Annotated in this window: 12 protein-coding genes; 8 read left to right on the top strand and 4 right to left on the bottom strand. The window is 64.0% G+C overall.

Going from position 1 to position 25835, the window contains the following annotated elements; all coding sequences use genetic code 11:
- The first annotated feature begins 42 nt into the window (after positions 1 to 42).
- Complete coding sequence (locus IAG25_RS02745) at positions 43 to 7593, top strand: sacsin N-terminal ATP-binding-like domain-containing protein (RefSeq protein WP_187603403.1); 7551 nt, start codon at positions 43 to 45, stop codon at positions 7591 to 7593.
- Positions 7590 to 10253: a DEAD/DEAH box helicase gene (locus tag IAG25_RS02740; protein WP_222946340.1), complete on the top strand. Its 2664-nt coding sequence runs from the start codon at positions 7590 to 7592 to the stop codon at positions 10251 to 10253. Before IAG25_RS02745 ends, IAG25_RS02740 begins: the two co-directional genes overlap by 4 nt.
- A 142-nt stretch (positions 10254 to 10395) precedes the next feature.
- Here the strand turns inward: IAG25_RS02740 and IAG25_RS02735 are convergent, their stop codons facing one another.
- Positions 10396 to 12840, bottom strand: a complete 2445-nt coding sequence (locus IAG25_RS02735) for a two-partner secretion domain-containing protein (RefSeq protein WP_187603402.1) — start codon at positions 12838 to 12840, stop codon at positions 10396 to 10398.
- Positions 12841 to 13254: 414 nt separating this feature from the next.
- Positions 13255 to 13746, bottom strand: a complete 492-nt coding sequence (locus IAG25_RS02730) for a low affinity iron permease family protein (protein ID WP_035508998.1) — start codon at positions 13744 to 13746, stop codon at positions 13255 to 13257.
- 383 nt (positions 13747 to 14129) lie between these two features.
- Here IAG25_RS02730 and IAG25_RS02725 point away from each other — a divergent pair, with 383 nt between their 5' ends.
- Positions 14130 to 15794 (top strand): ABC-F family ATP-binding cassette domain-containing protein, encoded by a 1665-nt coding sequence (locus IAG25_RS02725; RefSeq protein ID WP_187603401.1) that lies wholly within the window; start codon positions 14130 to 14132, stop codon positions 15792 to 15794.
- A gap of 628 nt (positions 15795 to 16422) precedes the next feature.
- Positions 16423 to 18723, top strand: a complete 2301-nt coding sequence (locus IAG25_RS02720; RefSeq protein ID WP_309243909.1) for a two-partner secretion domain-containing protein — start codon at positions 16423 to 16425, stop codon at positions 18721 to 18723.
- 118 nt (positions 18724 to 18841) lie between these two features.
- On the opposite strand, the gene IAG25_RS02715 is transcribed toward IAG25_RS02720, so the two are convergent.
- Positions 18842 to 18985, bottom strand: a complete 144-nt coding sequence (locus tag IAG25_RS02715; protein ID WP_187603399.1) for a hypothetical protein — start codon at positions 18983 to 18985, stop codon at positions 18842 to 18844.
- 4 nt (positions 18986 to 18989) lie between these two features.
- On the bottom strand, positions 18990 to 19907 hold the full coding sequence (locus IAG25_RS02710; protein ID WP_187603398.1) for a LysR family transcriptional regulator: 918 nt from the start codon (positions 19905 to 19907) through the stop codon (positions 18990 to 18992).
- A gap of 104 nt (positions 19908 to 20011) precedes the next feature.
- On the opposite strand from IAG25_RS02710, the gene IAG25_RS02705 reads away from it, so the two are divergent.
- From IAG25_RS02705 to IAG25_RS02690, 4 genes are read left to right on the top strand one after another with little or no spacing between them, the layout of a single operon-like run.
- The gene (locus tag IAG25_RS02705) at positions 20012 to 21454 is read left to right on the top strand and encodes an aldehyde dehydrogenase family protein (RefSeq protein ID WP_187603397.1); all 1443 of its coding nucleotides are present in this window, start codon (positions 20012 to 20014) and stop codon (positions 21452 to 21454) included.
- Positions 21455 to 21468: 14 nt separating this feature from the next.
- Positions 21469 to 22464, top strand: coding sequence for a dipeptidase (locus IAG25_RS02700; RefSeq protein WP_255503477.1), 996 nt, complete (start codon positions 21469 to 21471; stop codon positions 22462 to 22464).
- Between the two features lie 59 nt (positions 22465 to 22523).
- Complete coding sequence (locus IAG25_RS02695) at positions 22524 to 24083, top strand: BCCT family transporter (protein WP_187603396.1); 1560 nt, start codon at positions 22524 to 22526, stop codon at positions 24081 to 24083.
- Entirely contained in the window at positions 24080 to 25828 is a 1749-nt protein-coding gene (locus tag IAG25_RS02690) for a hypothetical protein (RefSeq protein ID WP_187603395.1), read from the top strand. The genes IAG25_RS02695 and IAG25_RS02690 overlap by 4 nt, the downstream gene beginning before the upstream one ends.
- The last annotated feature ends 7 nt before the right edge of the window (positions 25829 to 25835 follow it).

The raw sequence follows: 25835 nt of genomic DNA, 5'->3' as shown, positions 1-25835 counted from the left end.
GCAAGCGCAACTGCAAATAATAATGATTAAGCCGAGGGGCAAATGACAGGGTTCAAGACTGACTACGTCAACCTGATTTCGAACAATCTGCGCGACCGGTACAAGACCGGTTTTCCCATCCTCAAGGAACTCGTTCAGAATGCCGACGACGCCGGTGCTTCGTCACTCCTGTTCGGATATCACGTGGGCCTAAAGGAGTCGGCCGATCACGAATTGCTGCGTGGTCCCGCGCTGTGGGTGTTGAACAACGGCCGCTTCAGGGCAACGGACAAGAGCGCGATTGCATCGTTCGGCGTGAACAGCAAGGCCGCCGAGACGGGTGCTATCGGCAAGTTCGGGCTCGGCATGAAGAGCGTTTATCACCTGTGCGAAGCGTTTTTCTATGTCGCAAACGATGGCGACACGGATTATCACGATGTCCTCAATCCGTGGATTCAGGATGAAAACGCGCACGATATGCATCAGCGCTGGGAAACGTGCAGCGCGCGCGATCTCCAGGCGCTCCGCGATGTCGCCGCCGCCGGTTCGCTGGCTCAGGCGGCCCAGAGCTGGTTCATGCTGTGGGTGCCGCTGCGCCGGCGCAGCCACGTGCCGCAGATCGGCGGGGTGCCGACGGCGCCGATCATCGACCGCTATCCAGGCGAGGACGGCGAGCCCGATCTCGATTTCTTCGACGAAGCCGGCATGGACCAGCGCATCGGCGCCTTGTTGCCGCTTTTGCGCTGCCTGGAGACGGTTGAGTTCGCCGGCACGCAGAAGCGTCCGGGGTTCGCGCTGCGCATCGAAGCGGGCAACCCGCCGCGGCGTCTGGATCACCTCACCGATGGCCTAAGTATCGCCGGCAAGGTCGACGATGGCGGCCCGAAATCCGGTCACCTGCATTTCATGGCGCGGCAGACGGCGCGGATCGGCCAGAAGCAGTTCTCGCACTTGAAGGGCCTGCCCGGCTGGCCGAAGACCAATACAATCCTCGCGGCTGGAAAACGCGGTCCGGTGCCCGACAAGGGCGAGCCCGAGGGCGCGGTCGCCTTCTCGCATGCGGATGGCCGCGTGGGCCGGCTCAGCCTGCAATGGGCCGTGTTCCTGCCGACGGACGAACAGCGCTTCTCGTACGAAGCGCGCATGCATGGCAGTTCGCGCGAGTATCGCATCGCGCTGCATGGCCAGTTTTTCGTCGATGCCGGCCGTCGCGGTATCGATGGCATCGATCAGCTTGCAGATGCGGTCATCGAACCCGGCGAAGCGAGCAAGGAATCGGCTGTGCAGCTCGCGTGGAATCAGACGCTGGCGCAGCAGGTGGTGCTGCCGGGCCTGCTGCCGGCGCTGGATGCCTATGTGCGGGCCGAAAAGTTCAACGATGCCGAAACCGGCCTGTTGACCGACGCGCTGATGCGTTGCGCCACCTCGCAGGAAGCAGGGACCGGCGCGCGTTTCATGCAACTTTTCGGAGCCCACGTGTGCAGCGAGCACCTCTGGGTCCGCGTTCTGCGCCGCGAAGGGCCGGCGTGGGAGTTGCGCCCCGTCGCAGGCCGGCTGCTGCCGCTGCCCAAGCCGGTCAATCAGGATCATGCGCGGCCTTGGCGCGCCTTGCCAGGTCTGGCCGCATTCGAAGAGACGACCTTCATCGACGAGACCGCGCCGCGCCTGTGTCACGCCGAGTTGCAGTGGGAACCGGAAGACGTCTGCCGCGTGATCGATTCCATCCAGGCGTCCACGCTCGAGGGCGCAAGCGAGTTGCGCTATCTGCTGGACTTTCTGCGGATGCATCGGTTCGTAGCCTTGCAGATGTCGGATGTTCAGACGCGGCTGGTCGCCGCACTGCGCAAGGCATTGCGCGACTTGCCGCTGGCGGCGTTGCGCGCCAACCGCTCTCCGTTCCGGGAACTCATCGAATTGTTGCCGGCTGCGCGGCGCTTCGGTCTTGGCACGCGCGAACAGGATGCGAAGCGCGCCTTGCCCGAATTCGTCTATCGCGCGCTGTTCGACGTCGAGGCCGAGGCGCTGCTCATCCCCGCCGAGATGGCGCCATCGAATGACAACGGCCGCCCCGCGAGCGCGGACATCGTCAGTTGGCTGCGTAGCGTCGCAGGGCTGGTCGAAAAGGGCATGGATATGACGGCCTGTCTGGATGCCGCGGACGGATTGATCAAGGCGACCGGGCCGGAGAAGGCGCAGCACGACTTGCTGCGCCACTGGCCGAACCTGCGCGTCTTGAGCGCTGTGAATGCCGGAAGCGGAGACAAACTCGCCTGCTCGCTGGTGGCGTTGTCCGACTCGCACCAAAGCAGTCAGTTGTTCCGGGCGGCTGACATCGACACGATCGGGTTGTGTAGGAAGCTGGCGCATGCGGTGCCGGGACTTCGTCCGCTGGTCGTCGATAAGTCCCTCGGTATGCTGGTCGAGTCGGCCCAGCTGGGGCAAAAGCGCGAGGTTCCGCGGGCCAACGATGCGACTGCCATGTTTCGCGCCATTGGCATGCAGACCGCCGTACGCGCGCTCGGAACGTCCGAACAACGTGCCGCGCTTCTGAACAGCGTCGCGGACGCCGATCTGACCACGGCGCCCGTACGCGATGGCATCCGCTATCTGCTACATGGCCGGACCGAGCAGTTCAAATCAACCGAGCCGCTCTGGAAAGACTCGTCTAACCACGATTCGCCGTGGGTACGGCTCTTGCGAATGGCCGCCGCTGATTCGTGGAACGTTCTTCCGTATTCGCTGACACGCCACCTGAACCCTCAATGTTGCGGGCAACTGAACATTCAGTCGATGGAACAGCAATCGGTGATCGAATCACTGGCAAAGGGCGGCGGCCTCGACAAAGTGGATGCAGCGCAGTTCACGCCTGCGGAACGCGATACCCTGCTCGGCGAGATCGAACACGAGGATGTGTGGCGGCGTCTACCTTTGCATCGCGACTCGGATGGAACCTTCGGTCCGATCACGCCCGCCTGTTTTCTCGGCGTCCGGTCCATGCTTCCGCCTGAGTTCAGGCACGGGTTGCGCATTATCGCGCCGTCCGACAGCAGCGCACACGCCCGTCGTCAGAGGGCGCTGATCACGAAATGGTCGGCGAACGAGGCGGCGCGCGCGCTTCTGGCATCGGACGATGCGTCTCGTCACTGGACGCATCTGATGAATCTGCTCCCCGATCTGCAGGCTTCGGACCTTGGGGCGTTGTGGCGCGACACGCCCTGGCTACCGCTCGCATCCGGCGGGAAGATCGCCCTGTCGAACCTTGTCCGGCTCGATGAACTTCGCGCGGACATCAGCGACATGGCCCAGCGATGCGATTATTACTTCGCCGGCCTGCAGGATCTCGCGGATGCCGTGCGTAGTCACAGCCAATTCGATGCGCTCGAGGAACACGTGTCTTGCGGCGAAGAGGCGTTGACGGCCTTTGCCGAGATGATGGAGTGCGCCGACCGCCGGATAGGCCGCGCCGCTGCACAACTCGATGTGAGCTGCCTCGAACAGTTGCGCGGCGTGCTCTCGTCGCTGGAAAGCCTGCCGGGCTGGGCGCTGGTTTACAAGGCCGCGAGCGCGGTCAACCTCGGCGCCGTGAAATCGACGGTGCTCGAGAAGATCACGCGGCCGCTGTCTGTCGAACAGACGGAGCAGGTGCTGGCCGAACTGTCGAGCAAGAACGCGAGCCCGTCGGTCGAGTCAGCTTTCGTGCTCTATCTGAAGGAGTGGGTCGACAGCGCACCCGCCGATGTGCTCAGGCTCCGGCTCCCGCACCTCAGTTTGCTGTCGGCCGACCGCCAGTGGCGCCGGGCGTCGGAACTGGCCGCCGGAGCGTTCGGCATTGCCGAGGCGGACTCGCTGCATCCGCAGGCGCTGGCGATTCTGACGGGCGTTATCCTCAGAAACGATCTAAATTCCGCCGATCAGACCGAAGCCGCCCCCGGCCATACCGAGCATGCAGAACACGCGGACGCTGCGGACCTCGAAACTGCGCTCGCCGAATGGTGCGATCCGCTCGCGCAGACGTCGGTCGAACAGGCGGTCGGCGCGGTGATCGGGTTGTTTGGAAGCCGCGCGCGGAAACTGAGCGAACGCTGGCTCGGACAATTGCCTTATGCCGAATATCTGCTGGATCTGAACTGGACGGATCCTGGTTATGAAAACGGCGTGGTCAGGCGGAAAAGGTGGATGGGCGGCCACGCGTCGCCGGAACAGCCGTTCCAGATACTGCAGCCCATGTTGATCGAATGCAAAGGTTCGGAGGTGCGCGTGAAGTCGCTGACCGGCGAGGAGCGCGTGCTTCCGCTGGCAGCAGTCGACTCGATGTCCAGTTTGCTGGCCGGCAGCCTCTACTGGCTCAACGGCGGCGGCGTCGAAGTCCGCATGCGTCCCGCCGATTGCCTGCTCCGCTTCGATTTGGCGCGCCAGAAAGAGATCCTGCAGCGCACGGCGGAAGAGTTGTTTCTGCATCTCTACAACCAGCCGCATGCGAATCTGACCGCCTTGTGGAGCCGCTTCGAGGAGTCGGATCAGGTCGACCTGGACGTGGCGCGTGACGCCATTCTGGATAGCTTGCCGTCCCTGTTGCAGCAATGGCCTCAGGTGTGCAAGTACAAGCCGGTTCAGCGCGCGCTCGACGCCCTGCGGTCGGCGAAAAACGAGCATCACAGTGCGCGGCGGAGACGGTCCGGCTTTGTGAATTCCGACGAGAAGGTCATGCAAGCGCAAGCCTGGCTGGCGGAGCTCGTCAACACCGATCTATCCGTGCAGGACCGGATTCTCGCGGCCATCCGGAAGAAGGTCCAGACGTATCACTACGAGCGTTCGAGCGTGCCCTTCGAACTGCTGCAGAACGCCGATGACGCCGTCCTCGAGTTCCAGTCGATGCAGCAGGAAGAAAAGCGCCCGCTATTTTCCGAGAAGGACATCGGCCGCTTCGTCATGGCGCGCGGCGGTGCGAGCGTGATGTTCATGCACTGGGGGCGTCCGATCAACACGTCGGGCAAGCGGAAAGGCTACCGGCAGGAACACGCGCGCGACCTCGAACGCATGCTCATGCTGGGCGCATCCGGCAAGGAAGACGAAGAGGGCACCACGGGCAAGTTCGGCCTCGGCTTCAAGAGCGTGCTGCTTGCCACGGACCGGCCTGTCGTGTCGAGCGGCGACCTGCGTTTCGAGATCATCGCGGGCTGCCTGCCGCAGCGGGCCGAACTGAGTGCGCCCGTCAGGGAAGTGGTCCGGCTTCAGAAGAAGGATGGACTGCGGGCAACGGTCGTCGAGCTGCCGGTCAGCGAGGAGGTCGCGGACGCCATGCTGCCGCGTTTCGTATCGCTGGCGGGCATGTGTGCCGTCTTCACACGCCAGGTGCGCCATATCGAGGTCGATGGCGCCACGCACTCGTGGCAGCCCAGGCGTCTGATCGATGTCACGTCCGGTGCATGGTGCGAGCTTGGCCGGGTGCAACTGCCGCTGCCGCGTGGCAAAGGACTCGCGCCGAGCAATCTTCTCGTGCTGCGATGCGCGCAAGGCGCCGTTGCGCTGCGCATCGAAGACAGGGCGGTTCCGTTCGCGCACGATGCCGAGCATGCCGCACCCGCCGTGTGGGTCAATGCGCCGACCCGTGGCATGCCGGCGACAGGCCTGATCCTCAACGCCCGCTTCGATATCGATACCGGGCGGGGCAGCCTGCCGCATGGCGCGGCGGCGGCGCGCAACCAGCGAACCGCCGCCGCGCTGGCCGAGGCGCTGACGCCCGTCGTCGTCGAGCTTCTGAATCGCACGAGCGGGGATTGGGCTGCCTGGGCGGACACCTTGTCGGCGTCGTCGCAGTTGAGCGTGGCGGAGTACTGGCACGCGCTCTGGACACAGATCATCGGTAACAAGCCTGCGGCGGATGCGTCGCAGGAAGCGCTGCTCGCCGAGGCGTTCGCATCGACCCTGTTCGATGGCGTGACCGACGCCACCGGCATCGTGCCGAACGGACTGCGCGGTGAAGCGTCCGCGTTCGTCGATATCGACAGTATCGAACTGGCGTTTGCCTACGAGCGCTTTCAGTCGCTGCTGCCGATTCTGTCGCGATGGGCCGCCTTCACCGCCAAGTTCCCGCGCGCTTCGTGGTGCGCGCGCGAAGTACAGGACTGGCTGGAACGCCGGCCGGAGACGGAGGATGCGCCGGTCATCGAAGATTTCGCGCGCGGTAGCGTTCTGCATGCGTTTGGTCCGAATCGGCGCGTCAATCCCGAAGACGTGCCGATCCTCGCCGAAATCATGCAGGCGTGGCCACAGACCAATCTGCCCGAGATGCCGTGGACGGGGGTTCTCCTCGAACTGCACTTCCGCGCGCGTTCCGGGACGTGGAAGCGCGCCGGCGCACTACTCACGAATCTGCAGGCAGGCGACGCGCTGCTGCGGCTGGCTCCGGCGGAATTGCTCCTCGATCCGGCCTACGAGACCCACGCGCACGCGTGGAAAGTCATACGAGACAATCTGTACTCGCGCCCCGACTACGATTCCGAAGTGGCGAATTGGTGCGTGCAGGCCGCTTCGCGCGAAAGCCGCGCTGCCGCGATCGAGTGGCTGTCGCACCATCTGAACCGGGAGATGGTCTGGACCGCGATCCGCGGTTCGCCCTTGTTTGACAATTGGATAGGCGGCCTGCATGTCGGGCATGAGCTACTGGCGCATCTGCGCGAGTCCGAACGCACCTACATGCTTTCGCTGCTCGGTCGCATCCCCGAAGACGAAGCGGACGCCGCCGAAACGTACGGCGACCCCGCAGCCGAACTCACCTTCGACATGATTCACGACTGGTGGGAGGCGAACCGCGACACCTTGCTGCCGGACTATGAGCGTGGCTTGTGGCCGCAGCGCATCGACAAGCAGCGCCTGGCCGCTGAGGCCGTCGATCGCGAAGCCTGGATGACGCTTTTCAGCCTGGCCGTGTTCAGGCGCGTGGGCCGCGCGAATGACGCACAGCATCGCGGCTTCCTCGACTTCCTCGAACGCAAGGGTTGGTGGTACACGATCAGCCAGCTGGACCCGCAGGAAGCGGTCGAAGACTGGATGAACATCCTGCGCGACTACGCCGAGTCGAGCCAGGTCTCGGCCGAGTTCGAACAATGGATGGACGGGTTTCCGCGCCTCTATCGCATGGCGCGTTGGTTCGATAACTACGTCGAGCTTTTCCAGAGTGCGCAACTTCGCGATACGCAGACGCTACGGCATCTGCTGACGCCCGCATCCGACGCCTCGCTCAGCGGTTCGGACCTGGAAGCGCCGACGCTTCATCGGACCTTGCACCTCGGCCACAACCTGGTGATCCGCGAACTGCTGCGCACCGGCGTGCTGAATTCGGAAGCCACGCATCAGATGGCGTTCATGCCAGTGCGGGGCGTGCGCGAGCTGGTGTCCGGCATGGGTTACGAGGCCGTGGAAACGAGCGAGGACATTCACGCGTTGCTGCTGGAAGAACTTGGCGACGTGCAACGGGCAAGCTTTGCCGGCGACTTCGACATACCGCTGCTCCTGCTCGCGAACAATCCGGACCGCCAGCGCGAAGTGATCCAATGGAACAACGAGGATCGCGACGATTACGGCGCATGCGAAGCCGAAAAGGAAACACTATGAACCAACCCGCCGACACGAATGGCGAGCGCGCGCGCATGGCCGCGGGCATGACGGTGATGCATCGGGGCTTCGGGCAGGGAAGTGTGCTTCTGATCGATGGTGCGACCTCGATCGTGCGGTTCGCGCATGGCATCGAACAAGTGCTGAGCGCGGAACTGACCGAACTCGCATCGGTTTCCGATGCCGTGCCTGAAGTGACGCTGGCCTCATCGCTCGAAGTGGGGCTCAAGGCTCAGGCCGCCGCGATCGCTTCGGTCAACGATGCATGGGGCGTGTTTACGCGCTCGCGCATCTCCTTGCTGCCCCACCAGCTCTGGGTGTGTCATCGTGCCCTGCGCGAGTGGCCGATCCGCCTTCTTATCGCCGATGACGTGGGCATGGGTAAGACCATCGAGGCCGGCCTCGTGCTGTGGCCGCTGCTCGCCAGCCGCAAGGTACAGCGGGTGCTCATCCTGGCGCCGGCGAAGCTCGTCGAACAATGGCAGCAGCGCCTGAAGAGCATGTTCGACATCCGCGCGGCCATCTATCACCCGGAGGTCGACACGCAGCGCGCCGACTTCTGGGGCATCCATCAGATCGTGGTCGCATCGCTGCCGACCTTGCGTGCCGACAACAAGGGCCGTCACGAGCGTTTGCTCGAAGCGCCCGCCTGGGACATGGTGATCGTGGACGAGGCGCATCATCTGAATGTCGATGACAGCGCCAAACGAACGCTGGGCTTCGATCTCCTCGACAAACTTCAACTGGCCGGAAAGGTCGATTCGTGCGTGCTGTTCAGCGGCACGCCGCACCGCGGCAAGAGCTATGGCTTCTGGTCGCTGATGAGTCTGGTCGACCGCGACGTGTTCGGCCCGAAACGCGACGAAGCCGCGATGCTCGCCGCGCTGCCGCGCTATCTGATCCGCAATGCAAAGCAGAAAGCCACGGACATGCACGGCGAGCGACTTTTCAAGCCGGTGGAGCAGCATCCGGAGACGTTCCGCTACACGCCCGCGGAAGAAGTGTTCTACAAGCTGATGTCCAGGTTCATCATGGAAGGGCGCGCCTATGCCTCGTCGCTGAACCGGACCGAAGGTGGGCAGGTGATGCTCGTGCTCATCGCGCTGCAAAAGCTGGCATCCAGTTCCATTGCCGCGGTGCTGGCGGCGCTGGATACGCGGCGCAAAAGGCTCAGACAGGAAGCGATCCGCTCGCGCAGCGAACTCGATCTGGAGTCCGAGACGGACGACGACGATACCCGTAAGGCGCTCGACGTCTGGATGCGCGACGACCGCCGCGCCCGTCTTCGGTTGATGGAAGACGAGGGACGTTATCTCGACGACCTGATCGAAGCCGGCCAGCAGGTGACGGAAGAAACGCGTGTGCGCAAGGTGATCGAAGTCATCAGGGAGCGCTTTGCTGGCGAGCCCGTGCTGCTGTTCACGGAGTACAAGCAGACCCAGTCGCTGATCGTATCGGCGTTGATGGCCGGGTTCGGGCAAGGCAGCGTCGGCTTCCTGAATGGCGATGACCGCCTCGACAGCGTGCTGCTGCCGGACGGTCGCAGGACGTCGCTGCCGAGCCGCCGGGACGACACGTGCGATGCCTTCAACGCAGGCCGCATCCGCTTTCTCGTGTCCACGGAAGCCGGCGGCGAGGGCATCGATCTGCAACGCCGTTGCAGCGCGCTGATTCACGTCGACTTGCCATGGAACCCGATGCGCCTGCATCAGCGCGTCGGGCGGCTGAACCGCTACGGGCAGACGCGCACGGTGTTGGTGGTGTCGCTGCGCAATCCCGACACGGTCGAATCCATGATCTGGGAGAAACTCGAGAGCAAGCTCGCGAGCATCATGCGCGCCGTCGGCTCCGCCATGGACGAGCCGGAAGATCTGCTTCAGCTGGTTCTCGGCATGAGCGGCGAGCGTCTTTTCGAACAACTCTTTGCCGGCGCGCCGGACCTGCCGCGCGAACGGCTCGATACCTGGTTCGACGAAGTGACGGGAACGCTCGGCGGCGTGTCGGCCATTCAGACGGTGCGCGACCTCGTGGGCCGTGCCGCGGGATTCGATCTGTCGGCGCTGAAGGAGGTTCCTCCGGTCGATCTTCCCGACCTGCTTCCGTTCGTACAAGGTTCGCTGGTGCATAACCGGCGGCGTCCGAAAGTGGAAGACCTCGCGCTGTCCTTCAAGACGCCCGAGGAGTGGGTCACGAGTCACGCCATCCGCCGTCACTACGACAACCTGTTGTTCGATCGCAAGGCGCCTGCCAATACCGGAGATCTGATGGGCGTGGGTCACCCGCTGATGGAAAAGGTGCTGCAGGCCGCCTCTCGTCTGCACGGCGTGATCTGCATGGCCGAAGCGCTGGAGACGCCATTGCGCGTGATCGCCGTGTCGAGCAAGGTCACGGGCAGGGCGGGGCTGTCGGGGCGGCTGGTTTTCGGCGTCGCGGGCGCGCCGGGAAGTTTCAGGCTGTGCAAGGACTGGGAAGTGTTGCGCATGCTGAACGCGTGCGCATTGAAGCCGGAGCCGGCGTTTGGGCCGAATGGCTGGGCCGAAGCGGCGCGCGGTTGGGGCTCGCAGGCGTCGGCAGCCATGCCGTCACTGTTCGCGAGCCAGGAACTGCTATTCGATTCCTTGCATATCGAAGAAATCGCCATGTTCTGGACGAGCTTGTGATGCGCGCCTAGCCTGCGTGCAGCGCACGTTTTCCCACTGCTTGCTGCTGAGTCAGCATCGGCGGCAAAGTCTCGCTTGTCACACCTTGATAAACATGGCGTGTTGATCTGGGTCATGGCCAAGGTCATCGAATGTCCTCGTATTAATAATGTCCCTGCTGCCACTGCAGCACCGGATGCGTCGCGCCAACTGGCATCGCCCAGACGCCTCCCGCCGGGATGTTCCAGCCGAGGAAGTTCGACGCGTTGCTCATCTGCGTCGTGGTAAGGCCGTTGCTGTCGGGCGGCGCGGTGCCGTTGCCGATGGTGAAGGCGCTCGTTTGCGTCGTCACCGTCCTGTCCCAGTAGACGTTGTTATGGATCGCGCCGTAGTTATAAAACGCGACGCCGCCGTGAAACGAGCCTGGCTCGCCGGGGCCGCTGACCAGGTTGGCCGCGAACGACTGGTCGATGATGCCGGTCGCCGTGTTGTCATCGGCGAGCCCCGCGTCCTGCGCATAACCTGTTGCATATGACTGCGTGAGGAGCCCCGCATTGGTCCCGACGATGCCGCCGGTGCCGCCGTGCGAGCCGCGGCCGACCGAACCGGTGACGAACGACTGCGCGATGGTCCCGTGGTTGTCGCCCACGAGCCCGCCCGCATCCCCTTGCGTGCGCACCGCTGCACTGCTGGACGATCGCTCGACGGTGCCGTAGTTGCTGCCGACGAGACCGCCGTCGGGACCACCGCCGATAATGATGAAGTCGGTGACGTTGCCGGAACTGGACGAGTAGGTGACGAGCCCGTAATTGACGCCGACGAGCAGCCCGAACGACCCGACATTCGATCCGACGCCGATGGCTGCGTTGGCGAGGTTCACATTGCGCACCACGCCATTCTTCCCCACGACCCCAAAGAGACCCAGCGCCGCGGTGGGTCCGCCCCGGCCGATGTCGATCGGTCCGTAGGCCACGCCGTTGATCCTCAGGTTGTCGATCGTATGGCCCATGCCGTCGAACTGGCCCGTGAACGGCGCGTCGGACAGTGCGGCGATCGGGCCGGGCAGTGACCCGATCGGATTGAAGACCGTCGTGCCGCTCGCGTCGATGTCCTTGCCGAGCGCGTAGTTCCCCGCGACATCGAGCGCAACGTTCTGCAAGTCGTTGACGTTGTTGACGAGCCTGTACGCGGTAATCTGCGTGACGAGCCCGCTATATGGCGCCGCGGTCCAGCTAGTGTTGGCGAGCACGGTGCCCGGCGAGTCGTTCCCGGTCATATCGTAGAGAGCGCTGACGATGCCGGTGCTCTTCGACCAGTCGATCGTCCCGCCATTCTTGATGCTCCCGCCGTTGTCGACGCCGCCGCTGTCCGCACGCAGCGTGAGGTTACCGCTTCCGGCATTGGCGATCGTCGTGTTCGCAGCGATCGTCACGTCGTGAGCCGCGCCGAGCGTCAGCGCCGCCGCGCCGTTCCATTGCACGTTGCCGTTGACGGCCAGATCGCCCACCGACGCCTCGACATCCACGGACGTGCCAGCATTCAGGCTGCGCGAGACCGCGCCCGCATTGCTTCCGTCAAGGGTGAAGGCGGGCGCGCCGAGCTTCCACGTACCGGCCAACACCGTCGCGCCGCCGACGTCCAGCGTGTTGCCGCGCGTCTCCACCGTGCCGCCGCTGCCGTTTGCGTTGCTCGCGGACACGTTGCCGTTCGCATGCACGCCGCCCGAATCCGCGACGAGCCAGACATGACCATCGCGCGTGGCCGTGCCGGTCGCGCGGACCGCGGCGCTGTGACCGGCGAGCGCATAGACGTTGCCATCGGCGGCTTGCAGGTTGATCTGCGCGGCGCGGATCGCGCCCGCGTTCAGCGCCGTGCCGCCGCTGCCCGTCTGCACGAACACCTGCTGGATGCCCGATGCATCCTGCAACAGCACTTGGCTGCCTGCCGCGAGTTCGGCAGTGCCCTGCGCCGCATCGATGCTGCCGAGGTTCGCCACGAGCGTGCGCGAGACGAGGAAGACATCGCCGCCGCTCGACCCGATGCGGCCCAGATTCACGACGACGCCGCTCCCGCCGCCCGAAAGCGTGAGTGCGCCGCCCTGCATGAACGCATTGTTATCGACGTCGAGCGCCGAGGCGACGAAGCGCCCGCCCGTCGCGATTACGCCCGTCGGCCCGACGAGCACGCCCTGCGGGTTGATCAGATAGACGCTGCCGCTCGCGTTGAGCGCGCCGAGAATCACCGACGGATCGCCGCCCGTGACGCGGTTGAGCGTCGCGCCGCTGCCGTTATTGAACATGACGGCGCGGCCGTTGGCGATCGAGAAACTGGACCAGTTGATCACGCCGCGTGAGGTGGTCTGGTTGATCGTCAGCGACTGCCCGCCGCCGCTGATCGAGCCGCTGCCCGCGACGAACTGTCCGCCCTTCGGCAAGGGCGGAGCCGCGTGCGCCTCGATGCTGGATAGCTCCAAACAAGCGGTGGCGAAAAGCAGCGCCACCGACAATGGACGAACCCGCAAACGGCGCGCGCGGATCCTGGGATGATGAGAAAGGTGGGAGTTTCGGGCGGGACGTACCGACAATCCAAAACTTGAATCGAGCTGCATATGCCCTCCAGACGGAATCAGACATGCGATCGTCGTCCGGCTGCTGGTGAAGCTCACCGCTGGATCTTCAAGGGCGTGAACATCGACGTGCTAGCAGGCGTGCAGATAGTATCGACCCGGAAGCCGGCCAGCGGGGACTTGTACGTTCGTTCAGTGCGCAAGGCGGTCCGTGGCGGGGTACGCAGGCGTGATCGCGGGGGGCATGCTGTGAAGTTCAGCATTGTCGGTGACGCTTATGCCATTAGCCATGTTGAAGAACGGGGTCTCTTCGCGCAAGAGGACCGGGCGGGGCGCTCGAAACTGCGATCTTCGGCAGTCGGCCACTTTCGGTCATTCGCTCGCCGTCTAGAAAAGCGCCAGCCAAGGTGTTGACGCGCGCAAGCAAATGCGCACCGCAGTCGGACAGCGCGTTTGCTAGCCGCGTAGCGGCGCGGCCCCCGGTTTGGCATCGCGATTCTCATCGCCTCGCCGCTCGTCATCATTGCCATCGTGGTTGTCGACGAACGGCGAACCGGTGTCGCTGTCGCCCGCGCGCAGCGCGGTCCGCGCTTCTTCCGCCAATTTTTCATAGTGTTTTCGGAAACGACTCAGATCTTTTTCCTCGAGTTCTTCGAGATCGAGCAGCGCGTTATGCGCACCTTCCATTGCGCGGATCAGCTCGTCGAGCTTGATCTGCATCGCGGCCGTGTCACGGTTCTGCGTGTTCTGGATCAGGAAGACCATCAGGAACGTGACGATCGTGGTCGACGTGTTGATCACGAGTTGCCATGTGTCGCTGTAGTGAAAGAACGGGCCGGTGATCGCCCACACGAGCACAAGGGCAACGGCCATCACAAAGGTGGCGGGTCTACCGGTCATCGTGGAAAGGTAGCTCGCGAATTTCGAAAACCACTTGCTGCTCATCATGATCTCCGGTAGTCGGGTCAATGTACCGGATGATGGCATAGACGGTGGATTCGCTTCTTTCTACTGATGTGACTTGCAGGCACTAAATGACCGTTTCAAAGTGGGACGAGCGTCTCTTGTGGGTCGTCTAGGAACGTTCGCCTTTCAATCATCGATCGCTGTTGTTCGGGTCCAGCCTTGTAATTTCACGATCGACCAAGATCCGCCTTTCACAATATGGTCGATGTCCCCGCAACTGGAACGCCCGTGCGTCAGCGTTCGCCTTGCTTTGTGAGCGGTGGACGCAGCAAAGCGAAAGTGGTTCTTCACCCGTGCGGCCCGAAAAGTGTCCGGTCTGTACGTCCGGTCGGCTATCATGCCTATCCTCTTCGAAGCCGCTCCTCATGATTTCCATCCGAAATGTCACGCTGCGCCGCGGCGTCAATGTCGTGCTCGACCGCGCGTCCGTAACCTTCACCCCTGGCGAAAAGATTGGCCTTGTTGGCCGCAATGGCGCGGGAAAATCGTCCTTCTTCGGCCTTCTCAACGGTACGCTGCACGAAGACGGCGGCGAGTTTTCGATTCCCGCTGCGTGGAAGATGGGCCAAGTCGCGCAGGATATGCCGGAAACAGAGCTGAGTGCGACCGACTTCGTAATCGAGGGTGACATCGGACTGCTTGCCGCGCAGGCCGAAGTTGCCGCCGCTGAGGCCAGCGAGGACGGCATGCGCATGGCGCACGCCTACATGGCCCTGCACGACGCCGGTGCACACGATGCCCCCGCGCGCGCCCAGGCGCTGATCCTGGGCCTTGGCTTCACTGTTGCGCAGCTTGGCGAGCCGGTCAATAGTTTCTCCGGCGGCTGGCGCATGCGATTGCAGTTGGCGCGCGCGCTGATGTGCCCGTCCGACTTGCTGCTGCTCGACGAGCCGACCAATCACCTTGACCTCGACGCGCTGGTCTGGCTTGAAGCATGGCTCAAGCGCTATCAAGGAACGCTGGTCGTGATCAGCCACGATCGCGAATTTCTCGACTCGGTGACGCAGGTGACGGTGCACGTCGACAACGCCAAGCTCGTGCGTTACGGCGGCAACTACAGCAAGTTCGAAGACATGCGCGCTGAGCAACTCCTGTTGCAGCAGGCCGCGATGGCCAGGCAAGCGGACAAGATCGCCCACCTGCAAAAATTCATCGACCGTTTCAAGGCCAAGGCTTCGAAGGCGAAGCAGGCGCAAAGCCGCGTCAAGGCGCTCGAACGCATGGAAAAGATCGCGCCAGTGCTTGCCGACGCAGAGTTCAACTTCGAGTTCAAGGAGCCGCTCAACGTTCCGAACCCGCTGTTGTCGATGCTGGATGCGAGCTTCGGCTATCCGGCGCCGGCCGACGCACCGCCGGGCACGCCGCCCACCGTCATCGTTCGGGGCATCAACCGATCTGTGCTGGCCGGTCAACGCATCGGCATTCTCGGTGCCAATGGCCAGGGCAAGTCCACGCTGGTGAAAACAGTGGCGCACGCGCTGGCGCCGATTGCCGGCGAAATCAGCGAAGGCAAAGGGTTGAACATAGGCTACTTCGCACAGCAGGAACTCGACGTGCTGCGTCCTCTCGACACGCCGATGGAACACATGATTCGGCTCGCCAAGGACACGCCGGCGCACATGCGCGCGCCCGGCCAGAGTGGTACTGAACAATCCCTTCGCACCTTTCTCGGCACCTTCAGTTTCAGCGGCGACATGGTCCATCAGGCAGTCGGCACGATGAGCGGCGGCGAAAAGGCCCGGCTCGTGTTGTGCATGATCGTGTGGCAGCGTCCCAACTTGCTGCTGCTCGACGAGCCTACCAACCACCTGGACCTGGCTACCCGCGAAGCGCTAGGCATGGCACTCAACGAATTCGAAGGCACGGTGATGCTGGTCAGTCACGACCGGTCCCTCCTGCGAGCGGTATGTGATGAATTCTGGCTCGTCACCAAGGGTGGCGTCGAGCCCTTCGACGGCGATCTCGACGATTATCAGCAGTTCCTGCGCGACGAAGCTCGCCGCATGCGCGAGCAGGCTGCCGGAGCGTAGAGGCGCTTTGTTTGACGTGGTCGAGGGCCTTTACAGCCTGTCACGGCTGACGCAGCTGGCGAACGACATCGAGCGCACCCGACACCGGCGCGATGGCCAGACGCCGTAACCTGCGGGTGCTTGAGCTCATGCGGGAAGAGGCGCTTCTCGCTCGCGCTGATGGTGAATTGGAGATCGGGTGCGCCAGGTTGACCGATGCTGTCGCGCAAGCTCGGACGGTGAGCGACCACTGTCGCGAATATCAATGCCTTGCCTGGTTCGCGATAGTGAAACTCGAGCAGGAGGGTTAGCGATGACGTCAGGCGACTGGATAGTTCTATCGTAGCGACCGCGCGAAAGATGGTCGCGACCTCCAATTCGCCGAATTCCTTGCGTCTTTGTTGCGCGGACTGCTGAACGAACGCCGGCAGCGTTCGCGCAGAATGAGCGAGATCGGGCGTGAATACGTACACGTTGCCGCCTTCCGGACTACTATCCGCTTATGCTTGGACAAACTACTCTTTAACGGCGACTGAATGCCCGACTGAGTAGCAAGCGGCTCAGGGCAAAGGAGGGAAACATGCAACGCTTGGCGCGGTGTTCATGGATTCGTACCCCAAATCAATATTGCCTTCTGATGCGACCGTTCGTGCTTGGCCTGGCGTCTGCATACGCGATCGCGGTATCCGGGGCACCGCCGCTCCCTGGCGGCGGCCAGTTCGTCGCGGGCAGCGGCGCTATAACGACCGGCAGCCAGTCCGTCACGATCAATCAGACGTCGTCGCGGGGCGTCATCGACTGGCGCAGTTTTTCGATCGGGTCGTCTCGCACGGTGACCTTCGACAACGGTAGCGGCGCGACGCTCAATCGGGTGACGGGCGGCGATCCTTCCACGATCCTGGGGCAGATGCACGCGAGCGGCAGTGTCTATCTCATCAATCCGCACGGCGTGCTCGTGGCCCCGGGTGGCGTGATTGCGACGGGCGGGCGCTTCGTTGCATCGACCCTGAATATCGATCCGAACGCCTTCATGCAGGGCGGTCCGCTCGCGTTTTCGGGCGGAGGCAACGGAGTGGTGATCAATCTCGGCAAGATCGGTTCGAGCGGCGGCGACGTGTTCCTCGTGTCGCGCAAGTCGGTGATCAACGCCGGAAGCATCGATGCGCCGAAGGGAACGGTTGAACTGGTGGCAGGCAATCAGGTGCTGTTGCAGGACGCGTCCGCTGGCCAACAGGTATTCGTGCAGGCGGGAAGCGGCGGCACGGTGATGAACGCGGGCACGATCGGGGCGGCGCAAGCCAGCTTGCAAGCCGCCGATGGCAACGTGTATGCCCTCGCGGGCAACAGCGCTGCGATCCGCGCGACCGGCACTGCAACCCGCGATGGCCACGTCTGGCTCGTCGCGGACAAGGGCGAAGTTCATGCGGACGGCACGATCATCGCGAAGAATGCGGACGGCAGCGGCGGCGCCGTCGACACGCGCGCAACGACGCTCGACATCGGCAGCGCGACGGTGCTTGCGGGCCATTGGACATTGAGCGCACCGATCTTCACGATCGACGCGAACGCCGCCAATGCAATCTCGCGCAGCCTGGGCAAGGGCACATCGGTGGACGTTACGGTCACAGGCGCGAACAGCGATATCACGGTGAGCGGCAACGTCGAGTGGCAAGGCGGCGCATCGCTCGCGCTGAATTCCGCGCATAGCGTGTCGATCGCCGCTGGCTCGGCCATTCGCAACACCGGCGGTGGAAACCTCACCGTTCGCGCCGATGCAACCGGCATCGACAATGGCGGCGGCATCGGCAATCAAGGCACGATCGACTGGTCGAGGAGCAGCGGCATCGTAAGTCTGCTCTACGACATGAATGGCAGCTATTCGGCCGGAACGCTGCTCGCCAACCGATGCTGGCCGGGCTTGCCCTTCAGCGGCTATGTCACGCAGATCACCGCGTACACACTCGTGAACAACGTCACAGATCTGATGAACGTGTCGCGGGATCTGAAGGGCAATTACGCCCTCGGCAAGGATATCGACCTGAAGACGACGCAGAGCACCTCCTTCACTCCGATCGCACCGACCGACACGGCGCCCTTCGCCGGGCAATTCGATGGCTTCGGCCATGTCGTCAGTAACCTGAATATCCAGGTCCCCGCTCAAGCGTACGTTCCGTATGCCGGGCTGTTCGGTGTCGTTGGAACGAGCGGCGTCGTACGGAACGTCGGGGTGGCGAACGCCGAGGTGGAGGGCGGTATCGGCGGCAGTTTCGGCGCGCTCGCCGGGCGAAACGATGGCGTCGTCGCCTATGCATGGTCGACCGGTGGAGTGGGGTCGGGCGCGGCGTTCGGCGGCGTCGGGGGTGGCGGTCTCGTCGGGTGGAACAAGGGCACGATAGAACGGTCGTGGAGCGGCGCATCCGTTGGCGGCAATGGTTCGTATGGCGGCCTCGTCAACCAGAACGACGGCTGGATCGTGCAGTCTTTCGCGACCGGCTCGATCAACGTTGGCGGCTCGCACGCGAGCGGCGGCGGACTGGTCGCCAGGAACACGGGGGTGATTCAACAATCCTATGGCACGGGTCCTGTCGGCTCCTTGATGGGAGACGGTGCACTTGTCGAATACAACGCCAGCACGGGCATCATCGAAGAGTCGTTTGCCGTGGGGCGGTCGAGTGAGCGACCGACGCCCGATATCAACGGCGCGATCGCCACGCTGAACTCGGGGACGATCCGCAACGACGTGTACTGGAACAAGGAAACGACGAATCAGTTGAACGCGGTGCATGTCGGCGAGGGCGGCACGGCACCGCCCGCGACAAACGGACTGACCACTGCGCAGATGAGCAATCCGGCGAGCTTCGTGTCGTGGAACTTCGGGCCTTCAGGCGTCTGGGCGATGCCGGCGGGCGCGACGTATCCCGTGTTGCGCTGGCAACTGACGGCGCATTGAGAACTCTTTGCGGCCCGTGACGTGGCCTCATTGAGCGACCGCACTTATTCAGGATGCGACCTTGAGCGGGAGAAGTGCCGGGCGGGAGAAGAGGGTCGTCAAGACTCGTTCGCTGTCCTTAAAAGCCGACGCTCGACTGCACCGCATCGCGGAGGTCAGCAATGCGGCGCGCTGCCGTCCCAACGCGGTTGAACGCTTTACCGATAGTGCGATCACGCTGGCCCGCATTCAGCATGTCCGCGATCTGCGCGTTCCAGACCATCGCATCAATCGAACGTCAAGCGGCGAACCTGCTTCGGTAGTACCGACACGCCGAGATTCTCCAGGAAACTCTCGCGCAGCGCGAGCGCTGCCGGACTCAACGACCTTCCGGTCGGCTCGACGAAGCCCACGGTGCGCTCGACAGGCGGTTCGTCAAGCGGAATAAAACGCAGCATGTCCCGATGTCGCTGCTGCGCGAGATAAGGCAGTACGGTGAGACCGACTTCACCCTCGACGGCCGAGAGCAGGGCGGTGGTGTTGGCGATGAAGATCTCCATCTGTCCAATCGCATCGAGCAGGGATGCCGGCAATGCGCGCATCGTACCGTTGCCGATGAGCTGATAGCCAGACAGATCCTTCCACTTGATCTTCCGATGCCGGAAGAGCGGATGGCCCGCCTTCACCACGACGCACATCACATCGGACAGAAGCGGTGTGAAGCTCAACTCCGGCTCTCCCTTGGGCTCGCCTGCGATGCCGAAGTCGATCACGCCCGAGCGCACCCGGTCGTGAATATAGTCCGCGGTACCGTCTTCCACGTGCAATTCGATGCCGGGATAGCGCTGCGCGAAGCGGCTGATCGCGCGCGGCAGCATTTCGTGCGCGATGGACGGCACCGCGGCCACGCGCACGCGCCCATGCCGAACCCGGACGACGTCGACGGCCGAGCCGATCACGCGCTCGTAATGCTCGACCAGCTTGCGCGCCTCGCCGTAGAGCATGGTGCCGAAGGGTGTGGGCGACGCGTGACTGCCCTTCTCGAAGAGCGCGGCGCCCAGCGCGCTTTCCAGCTCCTTGATGGACAGCGACAGCGCGGGCTGGCTCCGAAACACGGCGGCGGCGGCAGCCTTGAAGCCGCGATACTCGACCACGGCCACGAAATGACGCAGTTGGGTGATCTTGACGTCGGGGAGGCGGTCCATTTATCGATAAGAGAAGCAAATAAAATCATAAAAATATTTGGCTTTGATTATCTTAGCCCGATTTTTAGAATCGCTTCAAGTCAATGGAAAAAGCGAGATCGGGTATGACGTCGCAGACCTTTTTGAATTACATCGATGGACGCTGGCAGGCCGGCGATGAACTCATCGACAACCGGAGTCCGTCGGACACCGAGGACGTGATCGGCCGCTACGCGCAGGCCACGCCGGCGCAGGCGCGCGAGGCGATCGAAGCGGCGCGCATGGCTCAACCGCGCTGGGCGGCGAACGGTCTCGAAGCGCGTCACGACGTGCTGCGCGCGATCGGCGATGAACTGATCGCGCGCCGCGACGAACTGGGCCGGCTGCTGTCGCGCGAAGAGGGCAAGACGCTTGCCGAAGGCATCGGCGAAGTCGCGCGGTCGGGACAGTTCTTTCACTATTTCGCCGCGGAAGTGCTGCGTCAGCTCGGCGGCAAGGCTGATTCCGTCCGTCCCGGCGTCGAGATCGATATCCAGCGCGAGCCGCTCGGCGTCGTCGGTATCGTCACGCCCTGGAATTTCCCGATGGCCACCGCGAGTTGGAAGATCGCGCCCGCGCTCGCGTTCGGCAACGCGGTGGTGTTCAAGCCGGCCAATCTGACGCCGGCGAGCGCCTGGGCGCTGACCGAGATCATCAGCCGGCAGGCGCTGCCCGCCGGCACGTTCAACCTGGTGATGGGGCCGGGCGAGGCGATCGGTCGCGCGCTCGCGGATTCGCCTGACGTGGACGGCATCACCTTCACCGGTTCGCTCGAAACGGGCCGGCGCCTGGCCGCCGCCGCGGCGCCGCAGCTCATCAGGCTGCAGATGGAAATGGGCAGCAAAAACGCGCTGGTCGTGCTCGACGACGCCGATCTCGACCTCGCCGTCGATTGCGCTTTCAACGGCGCTTACTCGGGCACCGGACAGAAGTGCACGGCTTCGTCGCGCCTCGTCGTGACGCCCGGAATCCATGCGGCGTTCGTCGAACGGCTCGCGCAGCGTCTGCGTGACGTGCGTGTCGGACGGTCGCTGGACGACGGCGTGCAGATGGGGCCGGTGGTCGACCAGCGTCAGCTCGAATCGAACCTTCGATACGTCGCGCTGGGCCGACAGGAGGGCGCGCGGCTCGTGTGCGGCGGCGAGGCACTGGCCCGGCCGGAGCGCGCGTGGTGCATGTCGCCCGCACTGTTCGACGACGGCCGCAACGACATGCAGATCAATCGCGATGAAATCTTCGGGCCGATCGCATGCGTGATTCCCGTGCGCGACTACGAGGAAGCGCTGGCGGTTGCGAACGACACGCCCTTCGGGCTCACGGCGGGCATCGTCACGCAGTCGCTGCGGCACGCGACGCATTTCCGCCGCCACGCGAAAACCGGCTGTGTGATGGTCAATCTGCCCACCGCGGGCACGGACTATCACGTGCCGTTCGGCGGCCGCAAGGCGTCGAGTCACGGTCCGCGCGAGCAGGGGCCGCACGCGGCGGAGTTCTACACGACGCTCAAGACCGCCTACACACGGGCATGAACGGACAAGGAAACATGATGAGCCTGCACGACTCGCTGGTGGTGATCGACGGCACGCAGTATTCGAACTGGAACCGGCAGATTTTCGAGGAGATGCGCGAAGGTGGCGTGGCGGCGGTGAACGCCACCATCGTCTACTGGGAAAACGCGCGTGAAACGCTGTCGCGCATTGCTGAATGGAACGCGCGTTTCGAGCGCCATGCCGATCTCGTGATGCCGGCACGCACCATGGACGACGTGCTCGTCGCGAAGCGCAGCGGCAGGATCGCGATTCTCTACGGGCTGCAGAACTGCTCGCCGATCGAGGACGACATCGGTCTCGTCGAGGTGTTCCGCGATCTGGGCGTGCGCACGATGCAACTGACCTACAACAATCAGAGCCTGCTCGCGACGGGCTGCTATGAAGCCTGCGACGGCGGCGTCACGCGCTTCGGGCGCGCGGTGATCGAGGAGATGAACCGCGTCGGCATGATCGTCGACATGTCGCACAGCGCGGAGCGTTCGACGCTCGAAACAATCGCGCTGTCGAAGCGGCCGATCGTCATCAGTCACGCGAACCCTTCCTTCTTTCATGCGGCGAAGCGCAACAAGTCGGATGCGGTGCTGCGCGCGCTGGCGGAGCGGGGCGGTCTCGTCGGTTTCAGCCTCTATCCGTTTCACCTGAAGAACGGCAGCCGCTGCACGACGGGCGAGTTCACCGACATGGTGGCGCGCACGGTGGACATGATCGGCGTCGACAACGTGGGCATCGGCAGCGACCTGTGTCAGGCACAGCCATACAGCGTGCTCGAATGGATGCGCAACGGCCGCTGGAGCAAACAGACGGATTACGGCGAAGGCAGCGCGGAGCACGCCGCGTGGCCCGACCCCGTGAACTGGTTTCGCTCGAACGCGGACTTTCCAAAGCTCACCGAGGCGCTTGCCCGCGCGGGATTCTCCGATGCCGAGGTGGCGAAGATCATGGGCGGCAACTGGATGCGCATTCTGTGCGACGCCGAGCGGCGCGACTAGCGCGCGGTGCGTTGCACGAGACTGCATCGCACGAGACTACTATTCAAACTGGAGGAGACATGGAAATAGATACCACGCCCGCGCTCGCGGCCAGACGCGATGAGCGGGAAGTTCATACGCGCAGCATCGACTGGCCCATCTTTCTCATCAGCGGCGGCTTCTTCGTGCTGTTCCTGGTGGCGGCGCTGTGCAACCTCTCGTGGCTCTCGACGGTCGTCGATACCGCCTTCGGCTGGGCGACGCGCGTCTTCGGCTTCTACTGGCAGGTGCTGATGCTCGCGACCTTCGCGGTCAGTCTCGCGATCGCCTTCTCGAAGCTCGGCCGCGTGAAGCTGGGCGGCGCCGCGCAGGTTCCGTCGAACTCGACGTTCAACTGGGTCGTCATCATCATGTGCGCGCTGCTGGCCGGCGGCGGCGCATTCTGGGCCGCCGCCGAGCCGCTCATGCATTTCATGAGCCCTCCGCCGTTCTTCGGCGCGGCGCCGCGCACGCAGGCAGGAGCCGTGGCGGCGCTCGCCCAGTCCTTCCTGCACTGGGGCTTTCTCGCGTGGGCCGTGCTCGGCAGCCTGCTCGCGATCGTGCTGATGCATTTGCACTTCGACCGCGGCTTGCCGCTCGCGCCGCGCACGCTGCTCTATCCGCTCTTCGGAGCGCGCGCGCTCAAGGGCCCGATCGCGACGCTCGCCGACGCCACCTCGATCATCGCGGTGGCTGCCGGCACCATCGGCCCGATCGGCTTTCTCGGGCTGCAGATCGCCTACGTGCTGCATTCGGTCTGGGCCGTGCCCGACACCGTCGTGACACAGGCGCTCGTGATTCTCGCGGTGACCGTGATCTTCACGTCGGCCTGCATCGCGGGTCTGGAAGGGCTGCGCTTCGTCTGCAAGATCCACGTGTGGCTCATGCTTGGGCTGGCGGCCTATCTTTACGTCTTCGGGCCGACGGCCTTTCTGACGAGCGTGTTCTTCCAGGCGTTCGCGACGCATGTCGTCGATTTTGTCCAGACCGCGATGTATCGCGGCGACGACAAGTGGCTCAATGCCTGGACGCTCTTTTACTGGGGCTGGTTCATCGGTTATGCGCCGATGATGGCGATCTACGTCGCGAAGGTGTCGCGCGGCCGCACCATTCGCGAGCTGGTCGTGCTGCTTTCCATCGCCGCGCCCGTGGTCACGATGCTGTGGTTCACGCTGGTGGGCGGCGCGGGCATCGGCATCGAGCTTGCCTCACCGGGCAGCGTCGTTTCGCACGGAAGCCTGCCCGAGGCGCTGTTGCTCGGCGTGGCGCAGGCGCTGCCGTTGCGTAACCTGATCTCGGCGCTGTTCCTGTTTCTCAGCTTCTTTTCGGTCGTGACCAACGGCGGCTCGATGGCCTATACGATTGCCATGGCGATGTCGGGTGATCGCGGCGAGCCGCGTCACTGGCTCAAGATTTTCTGGGCCATCGGCATGGGGCTGGTGGGCGCGGTGCTGATCACGATGGGCTCAGGCGGCGTCAGCGCGCTGCAGTCGTTCATCGTCATCACGGCGGTGCCGGTGTCGATCCTGATTCTGCCCTCGCTTTGGGACGCCGTGCGCATTGCCCGGACGATGGCGATCGAGCAAGGAGTCGACCGATGAACGATGAGGCCATCATGAATGACGACAGCGTGAGCATCATGCAGAACACGCATCCGGCGCTGCGCAGCGCCGACCTCACGAACCGTACCGAACGTCTCGGCGCGATGCACGGCACGCGGCTGAGCTTCGTGCGGGCGCTCGTCAGGCGCATGGCGCGCGACCAGTGGCGGGTTCGCGTCGCGCACACGGAGCTGGACGACGAGGGCTACGGCGTCTGCATCTATTCGATCGAAGCCTATGGCGAGCGATACAGCCAGGTGATTTTCTCGCGGCATCTCGACGCGGCGGAGCGCACGGATCGCGTGATCGCGCAGAAGTGGGACATCACGTCCGCACTCATCTGCGGCGTGCCGCAGCCGGGCGACCTCGAGCGATTGCGCGCCAATGTGCCGTTGCAGGAGGCGGGCCGGCTCGATGCGAACGATCTCGTGCTGTGCCGCGCCAACAAGAGCGTGCGCAACTTCGACCATGTGGTGAGCTGTCTCGCCGAAGGGCGTCAGCCGGATTCATCCGTCTTCGAGCGGGTCGGCTACCTGATTCGCACGACGGCCGTGTATGGCAACGGCAAGTTCGGTATCGCGGACTATCCGCGGATTGCCGGCACTCGAGCGTTTCGCTCGGGTTTTTCGGCGCAGATGTGCGCCGTGTATGTGCTGCGCGACTTCAGCGTGCGTCTCGCCGAACACGTCGCGGTGCGCCGTAATCCACGCATCGCCGTGAAGCTCGCGCGCAGTTGCCGGCGCTATCTCGGCGTCGGCAACGCCACTGGGCTCGGCATGGCGCCGTTCCTCGTACGGCATCCGCTTCAGCTCGATCAATGGGTGCGCGGACGGGAGACCGCGCTAGCACGCGTGCTGGCCGTCGAGTCCGTCGATGCCCCTGCGACGACACGCGCGCAAGCCCTGCTGGCCCGCGCGGCGCGTCACATCGCGCAGGTGCACACGGACCATCCGCGCGAGGCCGCGCGCAACGCGGTGATCGTCGGCGAGCTGCCGATCATCCAGGATGCGCTGCGGCGCCTTGCCGCGACGCCTGAAGCATTCCACTGGGATATGTTGCTGGCGTGGACCGGCGAGCGGGTGTCGAGCGCCGCGCAGGAGGTGCTGGTGGCCGTCCTGCTGGAACTCTATCCAGAACTCGTCGATTCGATCGATTGCGGCGCGCCCGTCGACGATACCTTGCGCCTCGATTCCGATATGCGTACGGGCGAGTTGCGCCAGCTCGTTGAGGACGACTATCGATGGGCGTTGCAGCAGCCCTCTGCGCTCCGCGACGATACGCATTTCTTCTGGTATCGCTCGGCGGAAAAAGAGGAACCGCGTCTGGGCGTACGAGACCGTGAGCCGGGCTCGGAGCGTGAACTGCCACTCGATATCGCGCGCCAGGTCGGACGGCTTCACGCGGCCCTGCACGCGCTGCGCGACGATGACATGAGCGTCGCGGAGTTCGTCGCGATGCATCCGGAGCACCGCGCGATCGTGCGCCGCGTGCAGACCCTGGTTGGCCGGCCATACGGCGAGATCCGCGAGAACCTGCTGGCGGCGGACACCCTGCCGATCGACCTGATGCGTGCCAAGCTCGCGATGTTCGGTGCGAGCAAGTTCGATCCCAAGTCGAACCTCTGGGTGCGCGTCACATTGTTCCAGGGCGCGCCGACACTCGATGAGCTCGCGACAGACATGGCCGACGACTGGATTTTTCCGTGCGTGCCGGACAGCAACGAAAGAGGAATTGGACAAGCATGAAGACGGC

This window comes from Caballeronia sp. EK, assembly GCF_014384845.1.
Classification (GTDB): domain Bacteria; phylum Pseudomonadota; class Gammaproteobacteria; order Burkholderiales; family Burkholderiaceae; genus Caballeronia; species Caballeronia jiangsuensis.
This window is presented reverse-complemented; position numbering and strand designations above follow the sequence as displayed.

Coding starts and splice junctions, on each gene's coding strand:
- IAG25_RS02745 (WP_187603403.1), top strand. CDS start 43: ATGACAGGGTTCAAGACTGACTACGTCAACCTGATTTCGAACAATCTG.
- IAG25_RS02740 (WP_222946340.1), top strand. CDS start 7,590: ATGAACCAACCCGCCGACACGAATGGCGAGCGCGCGCGCATGGCCGCG.
- IAG25_RS02735 (WP_187603402.1), bottom strand. CDS start 12,840: ATGCAGCTCGATTCAAGTTTTGGATTGTCGGTACGTCCCGCCCGAAAC.
- IAG25_RS02730 (WP_035508998.1), bottom strand. CDS start 13,746: ATGATGAGCAGCAAGTGGTTTTCGAAATTCGCGAGCTACCTTTCCACG.
- IAG25_RS02725 (WP_187603401.1), top strand. CDS start 14,130: ATGATTTCCATCCGAAATGTCACGCTGCGCCGCGGCGTCAATGTCGTG.
- IAG25_RS02715 (WP_187603399.1), bottom strand. CDS start 18,985: ATGGTCTGGAACGCGCAGATCGCGGACATGCTGAATGCGGGCCAGCGT.
- IAG25_RS02710 (WP_187603398.1), bottom strand. CDS start 19,907: ATGGACCGCCTCCCCGACGTCAAGATCACCCAACTGCGTCATTTCGTG.
- IAG25_RS02705 (WP_187603397.1), top strand. CDS start 20,012: ATGACGTCGCAGACCTTTTTGAATTACATCGATGGACGCTGGCAGGCC.
- IAG25_RS02700 (WP_255503477.1), top strand. CDS start 21,469: ATGATGAGCCTGCACGACTCGCTGGTGGTGATCGACGGCACGCAGTAT.
- IAG25_RS02695 (WP_187603396.1), top strand. CDS start 22,524: ATGGAAATAGATACCACGCCCGCGCTCGCGGCCAGACGCGATGAGCGG.
- IAG25_RS02690 (WP_187603395.1), top strand. CDS start 24,080: ATGAACGATGAGGCCATCATGAATGACGACAGCGTGAGCATCATGCAG.